This is a genomic window from Chitinophaga polysaccharea (assembly GCF_007829335.1).
Taxonomy (GTDB): Bacteria; Bacteroidota; Bacteroidia; order Chitinophagales; family Chitinophagaceae; genus Chitinophaga; species Chitinophaga polysaccharea_B.
Map to the genome: position 1 here is coordinate 12,419 of NZ_VIWO01000007.1, position 13,098 is coordinate 25,516.

The window sequence follows — 13,098 nt, forward strand, 5'->3', positions numbered from 1 at the left end:
TCTAGTGATGTTTTTTAGTGTTCTGCTCAGGGTGATTATAGGATCTGAATTCAACTCTATCTCTTACTCCATTTTGGTGTCTTATAGCGTTAAGATCTTGCATAGCCTCAATTTCTCTCGGAATGGCTTTACCTTTCACACCAGATTTTCCGACATTTCCCCAATGTACTTTTCCATCAGCATCTCTCCAAATAATATCTGGCCTTCTACCCTCCCTTCTACCATTTGGTGTCGGGAAGAATCTTTCCCCTTCTCTTCCTCCTCCATTCAACACTCTACCGCCATTCCTTTCTACTTCATCACCCCATTCCCGAATAGTAGTGTTGTGAGGGCCATTTGGATCTGTTTTTGGACCTGGTTTTGAATAAGGGGTACCGTCTTTTTTGGTTTTGCTCGCCCATCTCTGACCAGCAAGTCCCCATACATCTACCAAGCTATTTGGATCATCCACATATCCATAAAGCCGCATGCCTCCATTCAACCCAATCGGATCCTGGCTTAAATATCCCCCTGTCTCTGCATCATAATACCGGAACCGGTTGTAACATAACCCTGTTTCCCCATCTGCATATTGCCCCTGATAAAGATAATTACAAAATGCTTTATCTCCATGTAGATGTCTTACCTTTCCATAACAATCCAATTCACGTTCCCATACTTTATTCCCTGAGCTATCATACGCATGTGTAGGGGTGCCAAGATGGTCCGCAATAATACTATAGGTTTGATCATCCTGCAATTTGGCGCAGGGAATAAATGAATCTTCCTCAAAAACCCAGGTGATCAGATTTTCAACAGGTTCTTCTCCTTGCTGTAATTCACCATCTGTCACAGCTTTCAGATGTGGTGGATAATCACCGCTGTACTGCCATTCATGCAAGGGCACATTACCATTCCACAACCAGCGGGTCACTTGTTCTTTGCGCTTATTGACTTTCGCAATGCGCCGGCCCAGCGGATCATAGCTGAATATAATTTCATTGCCGACTGGCGTAATGACCTGATGCAACAATCCATTTGCCTTCCAATCGTATATCCACCCTGTGTGACTGCCTCTGGCAGCTATTTTCAGCGCCTTGGTATAACGTTGTTTATTCCCAGCATTAACATGCGTATTACGTTTAAATTCTTTAAATATCAGGTTACCTTCCTCATCATAGTGATAATAATAATCCGGGCATTCCAGTAAGCGTCCCCCTTTACCATAGACACGATCTTTCCGCGTGGGGGTGTTGAAAAGATTACCTAATTTATCAGGTACCCTGTAAATGGTGGTAGCCGCACTTCCATCTGCCGTATAGGTAGCACTGGACAGGTTATCAAATTCGTCATAATCAAACTGCGTTTGGGTACCACTCAACTCATTGATCATCCGGCGCAATTGGCTGCTACGTCCCCATTCATATCGGGTGCGGCGCTGCTCTACTTTATGTACGCCTATAGATTGCTTAATTATTCTGCCTTTTTTATCCCGCTGCGTTTGTACATTAACGCCGCCGGAAAGCATTCTTCCCAGCTCCAGTCCCATGTTATTACGCTCCCATTGAGCTTCCCAGTCACCAGAAGCGCCATTGGCAGCCTGCATTTTTTCTACAAAACCTGCTGCGCTGTATTGCATCTTAACCGACGCCCCGAGACTACTACCTATCAGGTAATTTTCACCGTTCTCATCATATTCCAGGCTAACCGTATGCGCTCCCTGTATTTCCTTTATCACGCGGCCTGCGGAGTCATACTGAATCGCAATTTCGCCTTCTTCATTGAAGGCGCCTGTCAGCATCCCATCTTTATCATAACCATAGGCTGCAACATATCCATCATGATATTCTTCTCTCACTACGTTACCAACGCCATCATAATCATACTGCGTCCAACGATTCCCTGGGCGTAATACTTTTTTTACACGTCCTGCACCATCACGCTCATACTTTCTGTGGATACCATCAAAACCCCATTCCTGGATGATGTTACCGTTCGCATCGGGTTCAAACCGATATAACTCTCCTCCTTCATTAACGATGGTGCGTAACTGCTGTTCTGTATCGTAGTTGAAACGTACCTGCACCCCATGTTGCTTCCTTCCAGTCAAAATCCCCAGCGGGCCATAAGTAAAATCTACTTCCCGACGCCCATCTCTGGCGGATATAATATTGTCGGCGGCATCATAAGCGAATATATTAACGGTGCTATCCGCTTCCTCCATGCGGATCATATTTCCGGCAGCATCATACGTATATGCATACCAGTAACCTGTTGCAGTAGTTTCTTTTGTCAGTTGGCCCAGTTCATCATATTCCCAATACTGCTTTGCCCCACCAGGCATCTGCATATGGATCAGATTATACTGCTCATCATAGGTCATCTCGAAAGTCCGTCCGCTACTATGAACAAGCCGCGTAAGACAAGGTCCGTTGTAATAATATCGTAAGCTATTCCCATTGGCATAGGTCTTTTTATCCAATAAGCCCTGTTCATTATACCTCCACCTGATCCTTCTTCCACCAGCACTATGAACCATCGTGAGGCGTTGTTCTTCATCATAAGCATAGCTAATCGCCTCTCCATTACCGTTAATCTCCTTTATGGCACAACCATAATCATCATAAATAGTTTTTGTCGTATTACCCGCAGCATCCACCACCACTTCCAACTCCTCATAGCTATTATACTCCTGCAACGTAACACCACCATTGCCATCAATAATTTTATAAATGAGATGCCGTTCATCATAAAAATATTCCGTGGTATGGCCAAGACTATTGGTAGCACTGGTTTTGCCGTCTTCATATCTTGCATGATACTCCAGCACACCACCGTCTCCCCAGGTATGAATACAACGGGCATCATCTCCCTTACCTTCATATTCCCAGTAAAAGCTGTCACCACTTTGGTTGGTCAGTTTTACCAACAGATGCTGCTGATAGAAAAAATACTTGCTGACATCCAGTGCATTAGTAGTGCTACACAGGTTTCCATCTTCATCATAGCTGTAACGCACCAACGGAATAGTACTGGCGCCATTCCGGGTATGAATCTTTTCGATGCGCCCTTTATCATCATTGGTAATGACAAGTAAACGGTTGCTGCTATCAATGATTTTTTCCAAATGGCCGTTACCGTTATACAGGAACCGGATACGGAAACCAGCGGTATCACTGATTTCAGACAACATACAACTCCCGTCTGGCGCAGGTATGACAGCAAAACGATAAAGGCGTCCGCCTCCATCTTTCAAATAATAGCCACTATTATCCCGTTGCCACCACAGATGTTCTATTCTGTTATAATACGCGCCACCATTAGCCAATGCCGGCATAACCGTTTCCCGCCCATCCGATAAACGAATGCTGAAATATCCGTTGTGCAGATCATATAAGCTCATGTTATAGGGGTGATGCCAATTATAACCCAGTGGCCCGGGTACAGCCGCATCACTGTAGTAAGTACGTTCCCATACCAACGGAATCGGGCCAGGCAATTCGAAATCCACATTGGAAGAAAATACTCTTCCGGTCACTGCATCCACCGGCTCACCAAAACCTTTACACTTGATATGCTGCAGGATCTCTGCCAGCTTGGGAAAGCGGCTTTTTATTTTATCAATCACTTTCTGCAATACCGCGCCTGCGGCCTTCGACAACCCTTTCAGGCCTAGCTTAAACATCAGCTGAAACAGATCTATCGTAGGAGGACCACCCACCAGCACCGGTTTGCCGGCAGACGTCATGATCAGTAATACAGAAGTAGGCGCCATCAGTGCCATTGCCGTGCTCTTTTTATTCAACCGGGGAGGTGATGGCAATCCCACTAGATTACATGACAGGGCCGGATGAAACTGTGTAGAGAAAGGGCCTCCATCAGCCAATACGGTGGAGCTGCCCATCCACATTTCAGAAGCTGCCTTGGGCTTTATAATAGGAAACGGCAGATGCGCAATGAACGCAGGCAAATGAAAAATGGTCGTGCCCGCATTAGCGATCCATTGGTTATGCACTTTTACAGAAGGACTTAACGCATGTATCAACATCTGCGCAGTAGCTGCCAGGGAAAAGGGTTGCGGCGGCGGCTCTTTTCCATCTTCAGGTTCCGGCGGCTCTGGTGGCCGTGGTACCACACTGGCAATTGCGCCCATAATAGCGCCCATAATATCAAAAATCATCCCTATATGAGGAACCGGCAGCAACGGTGAAGGAGGAAAAACGGAGTCATGAAAATCTATACCGATACCCAGGTCGAAGTATTTGGCCGCAGGCATTCCCGGAAAGGAAGGCAATACGCTCGCCATCCCTTTCTGAATATGATCCAGCGAATTTTTCTTTTCTGCGAATAAAGCACCAAAGCCTTTATTTTCTCCAGCCATGATATGGTTTATTTTAATCTCCGTTAAGAGATCAGTATGTTAGTTAAATTCAAACAATGTGGCTTTACGCCTTACCATAGCGTTGTCCAGGCCTTCTGCCTGCAACAGTGCCGCCCAGTCGTCTCCCAGTAATTCGTGTAATTGATCTTGCAATATTTTCCCGTCTTCCTGTCCTCTTACTTTCTCGCAGAGCTGTACAGACATCGCGGCAGCATGCAGAAAAGTAGATTGTCGTCTTACTTCCAGTTCCAGGTAGCTACCGCCGGTGAGCGCCAACAGCAGATGTTCAAAAGCCAGATTCAGCTGCCCCAGTTCATAATACAGATGCCCGCAAAGCCGGTTGCCTTCCAGGATCATAAACGCATCACCTCTGTTGGCGCCTTCATAGGCCAGTGCTTCATATAATGCGATGGCTTGTTTACGCTTCCTTTTGCCTACGAGGATCGCTGCTTTGATCATCACACAAGATTTCCAGGTAGGATAGCCGGCGGGATCCTCCGCATCCATAAGTTGCCTGGATTGTGTGATCGCTTTATCAGCATAGCTGCTACTCTTATTTTGTTCCCGGATCATAAAGTAAGCCTGCGCCGCAATCATATAGCCAGATACCATATAACTGACCCCACCCATTTTTTTACAGAGAGAAAGCAAGATCGTTACTTCATAATCCATCACGCCGGCATCTGCCTGGGTGGTGCAGTCCAGCACCTTACGGATCTGTGCACGAAAACGCGCATCAACACTGACATTATCAGAATTGCCGCCCGCTTTGTCCATCTCATTTTTCACGGCGCCCACCATATTCAGTGAGGGCTGTAAAATGAGTACCTGTTCCGCTGGTATTTTTCGGGGGATGGCAATAACAGGATTGGTAATCACGTCAATCGTCACCAGGCGGATACCATCCGGTAACCCTTTTTTCAGTACGGAGGCTAACCATTCGCCACCATGTGCCTGATCAGGCCTTAATGGTGGAAAATAAATGCAACAGCCTACGTCTTCCAAACCAATGATAAGCGATTTAAAACGTAATAGTTCTGTCCAGATACTTTGTACGCAGGGAGGGAGACTACCATCCGGCTGATAATCTTCTTTTAACAAACGATCTTTTTTCAGTGCACCATAAATATCGTATTCCTCTCGCGGTATGGGTTTAAACCAATCCAGGTATTCCTGCCACAGTGCTTGTTCATATGCTTCATGATCCTCGCTGTAAGGGGTATCAAAACGAAAAAATATCTCTTTAAAAATACCAATGGCAGTACGTTCTGTTTCCAGGAATTTATCAATAATATCCACATCTGCATACTGTACTAGCCACAGTGCCAGTTTCCATTGTTTATTCTGATCAGCAGCAGCCCATGTTTCCCTTACTTTATAGAACTCCTGCCCAATAGATGGTGAGGTTGTCATATATCAATTTTAAGGGATCAGGAATTAATTTTAACGAGTCCGCCGGAAACCATTATATCAGCAGGGCTATTCACGGAGAGATCTTTTTTACCGGTCATCGTTACAGAATCTCCCATCACGTGAGCGGTAGTACTACCCTGTGCGAGAAATTCTTTTGTCAGCATGGAAAGTGAGCTATCTGCTTTTACCAGTGTATCTTTTCCCTTTACCACCGCTGATTCCGTACCTTCCACATGCAGATCTTTTGTCGCGATGATGCTACCGGTTTTTGATGCTGTCATGCTAAAAGTCTCTGAGCTAATTTCAATTTCTTTGGAAGAAATGGAGATTTTTGTTTTTGAAGAGATGGAAATATGTTCCTTTCCATCCATAAATACTTTATTACCACTGGGATCTTCAATGGTGACGCTGCCTTGGGCATCATTCAGCAAAATTGAAATGCCGCTGCGGGTACGGATGGCTTTCATATCATTGGCGGCCGTACCAAAGCCGGACTTACCCTCGCCATTATACGTAGTCCCTAATACATAAGGCAGTTCGGGGTTTCCACCTTCAAAATCCACCACAATTTCCTCTCCTTTTTCAGGGATCATATACATGCCTTTACTACCGCCACCGTGGGGAGCAAGTACTCTCATCCAGGGCGTAGTACCTTGTTGCTGCCATTTAAAACGTGCTTTCACCCGACCGAGATCTTTCGGATCGTGATTATCCACCACAACGGCGCTCTGGGCCTCACAGTTGGGAATATTTTCCAGGTTTACCGGCGGTGCTGCTGCATCCGCCGGGATCCCTTCAAACTCATTATAATAATCGCCATTACCAGTTACATGATGGGTCAGGCCCCAGATCATGAACTTGCCATGGTCATCTTTTGCATATACATTTTCTTTGATAGAAATATGATCTCCCACCCGCAAAGCCGTATGCCGGCTGCTTCCCTTCAACTGTACCATAGATGCCATCCGCCCCTTCTTCTGGCGGGTCACCAGCGTATCCAGTTCTGCTTTAGCGTTGCTGGTAAAAGCATGATTCATTTTATACAAGGAAGTATTGCTGTAAAGCTTCTCGCTTACCCCCTGCACATGTTGGGTATAATCATCTACCTTGCCCGATGGTTGCGCCAGTGTGGTATTATCTACTACTTTATTACTGCGGTAATCATAACCATTCAAGTGTTGATTATTAGGCGCTACCTTCATTTCCAAGTCAAAGCTCATCAGATCTACCAGGTGTACCAATGAAATATCCCTGGGCTGATATTTACCAAACACAACCTGTTGCCCATTATAAAAAAACCATTCTCCAAAACGTTCTGACATCCGATGCAGAAAATCAAAAGAGGTTTCTTTATACTGCACAATATACTTCAGCGAAGCGCTGGTATTCGGCTCTACCAATGGTCGTGAAATATAAGGCCCGCAAGCTTTTAGCGCGGTATGTACAATGGAACTGAGCTCCTGGTTCTCAAATGATTGTATATGCAAATCATTATTCAATAACATAGTGGGACTATATCCACGGATTACACAAAAACCATGCGTACCATCGCTTTCCTTACCGGAGCTTACCGACATCACAATGCCGTTAAATACCAATGGCTCATAGTGTTCTAACGGCTCGTACGGCTGGATGGTAATACTTACCTCTTTTCCCAGGAACGCCTTGGTAGCGGATACAATACCGGGACCGAGCTCCTGTAACCAATCGTATCCTATTTTCAATTCGAAATGATGGTGCCCCTGTAATGGTTGTTCCAGGCGGAGCGAATGGAATTGCTTAAACTGTTTGTCAGCGATAGATACGGTGGTAATGGTATGTAACATATACAAAGGGGGGCTTTTTAATAAAAATATGGTTTCATGCCTTAAAATCGGGTAGAAGCGCATTGCATTTGCAGCAATTGCTTCTTTTAAAACAACGTCAATAAAACGGGCTATTTAATGACCAGTTAACAAAACTAAATTTAAGGAAATTATATTAAGGCAATATCAATTTTACATGAATGTAGAAAAAAACTTAATTCCCTTCCAGGGTTGGATGATCCTGCGAGGTACGGATTCCTATCTTCCTGTTGCAACATGGATATGTAAACAGGATCATCCATATCGGTCTATCCTTTCACTTTCTTCACGACCAATCCGTATATATCGTTCAGTCGTAGCAGGCACAGCTCTTCCGTTGATTTAGGTACGCCTATTTCCATCTCACAAAACAATTGCAGCTCTTGGGAAATCACCGTACAGTTATGTTGTTTCACTACCATCATTACATCATTCATGATAGTGTAGTCGAAGCTGAGATGATACTTAGCTTCAATATTCTTCTGGATAACGGGAATCAATTGTAACACGAGCGCAGCGCTCATCTTATAGGCATTAATTAAACCAGGCACCCCCAGCAGGCTGCCACCAAAATACCGTACTACTACGATCAGCACATCGGTAATCTGTTTGCTGTCAATCTGCCCGAGAATGGGTTTTCCGGCCGATCCTGATGGTTCTCCGTCATCGGCGGCTCTAAATTGCAACCCTTCGGTGCCCAGGCGATAGGCATAACAGTGGTGGGTGGCTTTGGGGTGTTCTTTCTTCACTTCCGCCAGGCATTCTTTCACGGCTTCCGTTGTTTTAACGGGGAAGGCATATGCCAAAAATTTGCTGCCCCTGTCTTTGAATTCTGCTACTGCTGTTTTATCTATTGTAAAATAAACCTCCATCAATAAAATTTAATGCTTCTAAAATCTACACATGATGATAAAAATCAATACGATCACCGGCAAGGAGCTGTGTATGCTGCCGTATCCCGCGGCTGAGCACGGGTGCAGCCAGTCCCTCCGGCAGGCTATGTGTACCGGTAATAATACGGGCTTCATCCCATAAGCCGGCATCAATAAACTGCTGCAGGATATAGGGCCCGCCTTCCACCAGGATGCTTTGCAGCTGCCGCTGGTGCAACTGTTGCAGCAGCTGGGGCAGCAGCGACTCCCGGAAATCCACCTGCATGGTTTCCGTAAGGCCATGCGTATCGGCCGCAGCGGCGGTAATAAAAATCGTCGGAATGCTGCCATCCCAGAGATGGTGCGTGCGCGGCACTTTCAGTTCTCTGTCAATTACCAGTCGTACCGGGTCTTTGCCGGTCCACAGCCGGTTATTCAACCGGGGATTGTCTATCATCGCGGTGCGGGTACCTACCAGTATCCCCATTTCTTCGCTGCGCCATTTATGCACCAGGCGATTGCTATATTGATTGGATATCTTCACTGGTGCGCCATCGGCGCCGGCTACCAGTCCATTGCTGGTTTGTGCCCATTTCAGGACAATATACGGGCGTTGCTGCTCATGGAAAGTGAAAAAACGCCTGTTAATAGCACGGCAGGCCTTTTCCAGCACCCCTGTTTTTACGGTAACGCCTGCTTTTTTCAATTTCTCAATGCCTTTCCCTGCTACGGCCGAAAAGGTGTCTACACAACCGATTACTACGTTCGGAATGCCCTGCGATACGATCAGGTCCACACAGGGAGGCGTTTTACCATGATGCGCACAGGGTTCCAGGCTCACGTACATGGTAGCCCGTGGAATCAGCGTCCGGTCAACTTCCGCAACACTGTGCACACAATTCACTTCCGCATGGGCCTGTCCATATTGCTGATGGTATCCTTCGCCAATAATGCGACCCTGGTGCACCAACACCGCGCCTACCATCGGGTTAGGGGCTACCCTGCCGGCTCCCATAGCGGCCAGCTCCAGGCAGCGCTGCATAAAAAATTCATCTAATGTGCTATCCATAATCCCAGAGTGATATAATAACTTTGCAAAAGTATCGTTTTTAGCCAATGGAAAATGCTCCTCTCCCCGGTTTGCATTTTTCCGGGCATATTCCTTAAACTATTCATATTGACTATACAAACTGCCTTTACCTATATCACAGGTGCCATCAGTGAATTATACGACGAGCGGGAAGCCGCCAGTATAGCGCATATCATCATGGAGCATCTAACGGGTATGAGCAAACTGGATCGTATTGTTCACAAAACAAAAATACTTTCCCCCGATCAGAAGCAACGTCTGAAAACGGCGATAGAGGCCTTACAACGGCAGGAACCCGTGCAATACATTACCGGCACCGGCTGGTTTTATGGCATGGAACTCCTCGTCAATAAAAACGTGCTGATTCCCCGGCCGGAAACAGAAGAACTGGTAGAATGGATAGTACAGGATGCTGCACACCGGCACCGGCTTCATTTGCTGGATGTTGGCACCGGCAGCGGTTGTATTCCCCTGGCCCTGAAAAAATCATTACCCGATGCGCAGGTATCCGCCGTGGACGTGAGTGAAGGTGCCCTGGAAGTAGCCCGCAGCAATGCTTCCCGGCTCCACCTGGATGTAAACTTCTTATTGATGGATGCGCTGAATCCTGCACAGGTAAGCACGTTGCCGTCATTCGACCTGATTGTGAGCAATCCCCCCTATATTACACAAAGTGAACAACAGTCCATGCAGGAGCGGGTTTGGGGCTATGAGCCCTCTATTGCGCTCTTTGTTCCCGATAGCGATGCGCTCTTGTTTTACCGTCATATTTCCATGATGGCCCAACAAAAGCTGCTTCCCGGCGGCGCACTTTACTTCGAAATCAACGAAGCACTGGGCAAAGAAGTGGTGGCATTAATGGAAGAACTGGGATTTAAGGAGGTTACGCTGAAACAGGATATGTTTGGGAAAGACCGCATGGTAAAAGGAAAAATATAAGCGAAAAGCATAAAGCTATTGAAGCGAGTGATCTCAGGGGATATTAACCCGCTTTGATCACTCGCTTCAATAGCTTTATGCCTTATGCCTTCAGCTTTTATTTGTGCGCTGTTGCCAACACTACCTTGGCGCCCATTTCCCGGGCTACTTCCATCACATTCACTACATCTTCTACCGGTACTGATTTTTCTGCATTGATCACAATAGTAGGTTCTATTTTTTCATTGGCGATAGAAGGCGCCAATGCCTGTTTAAGGTGATCGAACGGTACTTTATTGGTACCCACAAAAAACTCACGTTTGTCGTTGATGCTCACCACCACGGTTTGTTTGGCCTTGGTATTGCTCTTTGCTTTGGGCAACAGCAGCTTGATAACATTTGGATTGGCCAGTGTGGAAACAATCAGGAAAAACAACAACAGGATGAACAGGATATCGTTCAGTGCAGAGTTGTGCATTTCCACATGCCGCTTATTTCGCCTGCGTAAATTCATGAGTGATTGTTTTAGCGGGTTGGTTCCTGCAAAATGTCGATGAATTCAGCAGAAGCGCCCTCCATCTTGTTTACTACCTTATCTATCTGCGCATTCAGGTAGCTATAACCGATAAAGGCCACGATACCGATAATCAGACCAGACGCAGAGGTGATCATCTTTACATAGATACCACCGGCAATAGTGCCCAGGGTGATATCAGAGGTAATAGAAATGTTGAAGAAAGTTTGGATCATACCGGCAATGGTACCCAGGAATCCGAACATGGGCGCAATACCTGCAATAATAGACAGGATGACCAGGTTCTTTTCCATGCCGTAAATTTCCAGTTTACCCACATTCTCCATAGATTTCTCAATATTCTCGATCGGCTTACCAATGCGCTGAATCCCTTTCTCAATCATCCTGGCAATAGGCCCTGCAGTATTTTTAGCCAGTGATCTGGCAGATTGCATATTACCGGAGGTAATCTGATCGCGGATCATCGGCATAAAGTTATCAGGCAGCTTACCGGCTTTACTGATGGTAATAGCCCTTTCCACAAATACATATACCGCCACCAGGGAAAGTATCCCCAATGGGATCATCAGCACACCACCCTTCATCAGCATATCTATCAGGTGTATTTGCGGTGTAGCAGCTGGAGCAACGCCAATGCCCTGCGCCACAGTATCTGCTTTGGGTTGTAATAAAGAATCCTGTAATAATGTAATTAAACCTAACAACATGAACTATATTTTAACGGGTGCATAAGTAGATCACTATATAAACGGTTAAAGTAGTAAAATATTTGCGAAAGTTCTTCGCAATATTTTACGCCTTCTCCTCCCAAAGCTGTGCCAGATACACAATTGTTTGTACGGCCTTCTTCATATCCTGGATACTTACGTACTCCTGCTTGCTGTGAAGCGCCATTTCACCCGTAAAAATATTAGGACAAGGCAAACCCATAAAAGACAGGCGGGAACCGTCGGTACCGCCACGGATGCTCATTCTCAGCGGCTGCACATCCGCGCGGCGCATAGCTTCCGCAGCATAAGCCGTTACTTCCGGATGATGTACCAGTACTTCCTTCATATTACGATACTGCTCCGTTACTTTCAACGTAGCCCGGGCACCCGGGTGCTTCGCCAATACCTTATCCATCACGCGACGCAGGTATGTTTCATGAGCCTCCAGCTGTGCCGTTTCAAAATCCCGGATAATAAAATCTATCTCTGTCTTTTCTACCGTACCCTGTATGCGAACCGGGTGAATAAAGCCTTCCCTGTCTTCCGTAGTTTCAGGAGAAAGACTGTCTTTCGGCAACGCATCAACGATTTCACCGGCTATTTTAATCGCACTGACCAGCTTATCCTTTGCCGCGCCCGGATGCGTACTAATGCCATGTACGGTGATTTTAGCGCCATCGGCGGAAAAGTTCTCATCTTCCAGGGAACCCAGTTCGCCGCCATCCATGGTATAACCAAAGCTGGCGCCCAGCTTTTTCATATCTACGTTCTCTACCCCACGGCCCACCTCTTCGTCGGGCGTAAACAGGATGCGGATAGCCCCGTGCTTTACTTCCGGATGGGTAACCAGGAAATGAGCAGCATCCATAATTTCAGCTACACCGGCTTTATCATCAGCCCCCAGCAGCGTGGTACCGCTGGCTGTAATGATATCATCGCCCTTTTTGCTGGCCAGGTAAGGATGCTCTTTGGCGCTGATCACCACATTTTCATCATCGGGCAGTACAATGTCTCCCCCATCATATTGCCGGTGCACAATGGGTTTTACGCCTGTGCCACTGCTATCGGAAGAAGTGTCGACATGTGAACAGAAACAAATCACCGGTACTTGTTTATCCGTGTTGGCTGGAATGGTAGCATATACATAACCATGCTCGTCTAATTCGGCATCTGTGAGGCCCATTTCCAGCAATTCCTTTACCAGCAGACGGGAAAGATCCTTTTGTTTTTCCGTGGTAGGAAAAGTGGAACTCAGTGGATCTGATTGCGTATCTATTTGTGCATAACGCATGAAGCGCGTATCGACTGTATATGAGTAATTTGTAAACATATTGCAAACGTAACGAAAATCACCTT

Annotated in this window: 9 protein-coding genes; 1 reads left to right on the top strand and 8 read right to left on the bottom strand. The window is 46.3% G+C overall.

Annotated features, from left to right (window positions below; translation table 11 throughout):
• Window position 1 precedes the first annotated feature (1 nt).
• The 5 genes from FHW36_RS21555 to ribD all read right to left on the bottom strand — a co-directional run bounded on the left by FHW36_RS21555 (window position 2) and on the right by ribD (window position 9,558).
• Window positions 2-4,360, bottom strand: a complete 4,359-nt coding sequence (locus FHW36_RS21555) for a DUF6531 domain-containing protein (protein ID WP_145671843.1) — start codon at window positions 4,358-4,360, stop codon at window positions 2-4.
• 39 nt (window positions 4,361-4,399) lie between these two features.
• A complete protein-coding gene (locus FHW36_RS21560) occupies window positions 4,400-5,773 on the bottom strand; it encodes a hypothetical protein (RefSeq protein ID WP_145671844.1) in 1,374 nt (457 codons plus the stop codon).
• A gap of 17 nt (window positions 5,774-5,790) precedes the next feature.
• On the bottom strand, window positions 5,791-7,599 hold the full coding sequence (locus tag FHW36_RS21565) for a type VI secretion system Vgr family protein (RefSeq protein ID WP_186452557.1): 1,809 nt from the start codon (window positions 7,597-7,599) through the stop codon (window positions 5,791-5,793).
• Between the two features lie 287 nt (window positions 7,600-7,886).
• On the bottom strand, window positions 7,887-8,489 hold the full coding sequence (locus FHW36_RS21570; RefSeq protein WP_145671846.1) for an IMPACT family protein: 603 nt from the start codon (window positions 8,487-8,489) through the stop codon (window positions 7,887-7,889).
• A 25-nt stretch (window positions 8,490-8,514) separates the two neighbouring features.
• Window positions 8,515-9,558, bottom strand: coding sequence for a bifunctional diaminohydroxyphosphoribosylaminopyrimidine deaminase/5-amino-6-(5-phosphoribosylamino)uracil reductase RibD (gene ribD, locus FHW36_RS21575; protein ID WP_145671847.1), 1,044 nt, complete (start codon window positions 9,556-9,558; stop codon window positions 8,515-8,517).
• A 108-nt stretch (window positions 9,559-9,666) separates the two neighbouring features.
• On the opposite strand from ribD, the gene prmC reads away from it, so the two are divergent.
• On the top strand, window positions 9,667-10,518 hold the full coding sequence (gene prmC, locus FHW36_RS21580; RefSeq protein WP_186452558.1) for a peptide chain release factor N(5)-glutamine methyltransferase: 852 nt from the start codon (window positions 9,667-9,669) through the stop codon (window positions 10,516-10,518).
• Window positions 10,519-10,615: 97 nt separating this feature from the next.
• Here the strand turns inward: prmC and FHW36_RS21585 are convergent, their stop codons facing one another.
• The 3 genes from FHW36_RS21585 to pepT form a co-directional block, all read right to left on the bottom strand.
• Entirely contained in the window at window positions 10,616-11,011 is a 396-nt protein-coding gene (locus tag FHW36_RS21585) for an ExbD/TolR family protein (protein WP_145671851.1), read from the bottom strand.
• Window positions 11,012-11,022: 11 nt separating this feature from the next.
• On the bottom strand, window positions 11,023-11,739 hold the full coding sequence (locus FHW36_RS21590; protein ID WP_145671852.1) for a MotA/TolQ/ExbB proton channel family protein: 717 nt from the start codon (window positions 11,737-11,739) through the stop codon (window positions 11,023-11,025).
• Window positions 11,740-11,824: 85 nt separating this feature from the next.
• On the bottom strand, window positions 11,825-13,072 hold the full coding sequence (gene pepT / locus FHW36_RS21595; RefSeq protein ID WP_145671854.1) for a peptidase T: 1,248 nt from the start codon (window positions 13,070-13,072) through the stop codon (window positions 11,825-11,827).
• Window positions 13,073-13,098: the final 26 nt, after the last annotated feature.

Excerpts from the sequence above, each read along its gene's own strand:
- FHW36_RS21560 (WP_145671844.1), bottom strand. The coding sequence starts at position 5,773 with ATGACAACCTCACCATCTATTGGGCAGGAGTTCTATAAAGTAAGGGAA.
- FHW36_RS21585 (WP_145671851.1), bottom strand. The coding sequence starts at position 11,011 with ATGAATTTACGCAGGCGAAATAAGCGGCATGTGGAAATGCACAACTCT.
- FHW36_RS21570 (WP_145671846.1), bottom strand. The coding sequence starts at position 8,489 with ATGGAGGTTTATTTTACAATAGATAAAACAGCAGTAGCAGAATTCAAA.
- pepT (WP_145671854.1), bottom strand. The coding sequence starts at position 13,072 with ATGTTTACAAATTACTCATATACAGTCGATACGCGCTTCATGCGTTAT.
- FHW36_RS21555 (WP_145671843.1), bottom strand. The coding sequence starts at position 4,360 with ATGGCTGGAGAAAATAAAGGCTTTGGTGCTTTATTCGCAGAAAAGAAA.
- FHW36_RS21590 (WP_145671852.1), bottom strand. The coding sequence starts at position 11,739 with ATGTTGTTAGGTTTAATTACATTATTACAGGATTCTTTATTACAACCC.
- ribD (WP_145671847.1), bottom strand. The coding sequence starts at position 9,558 with ATGGATAGCACATTAGATGAATTTTTTATGCAGCGCTGCCTGGAGCTG.
- FHW36_RS21565 (WP_186452557.1), bottom strand. The coding sequence starts at position 7,599 with ATGTTACATACCATTACCACCGTATCTATCGCTGACAAACAGTTTAAG.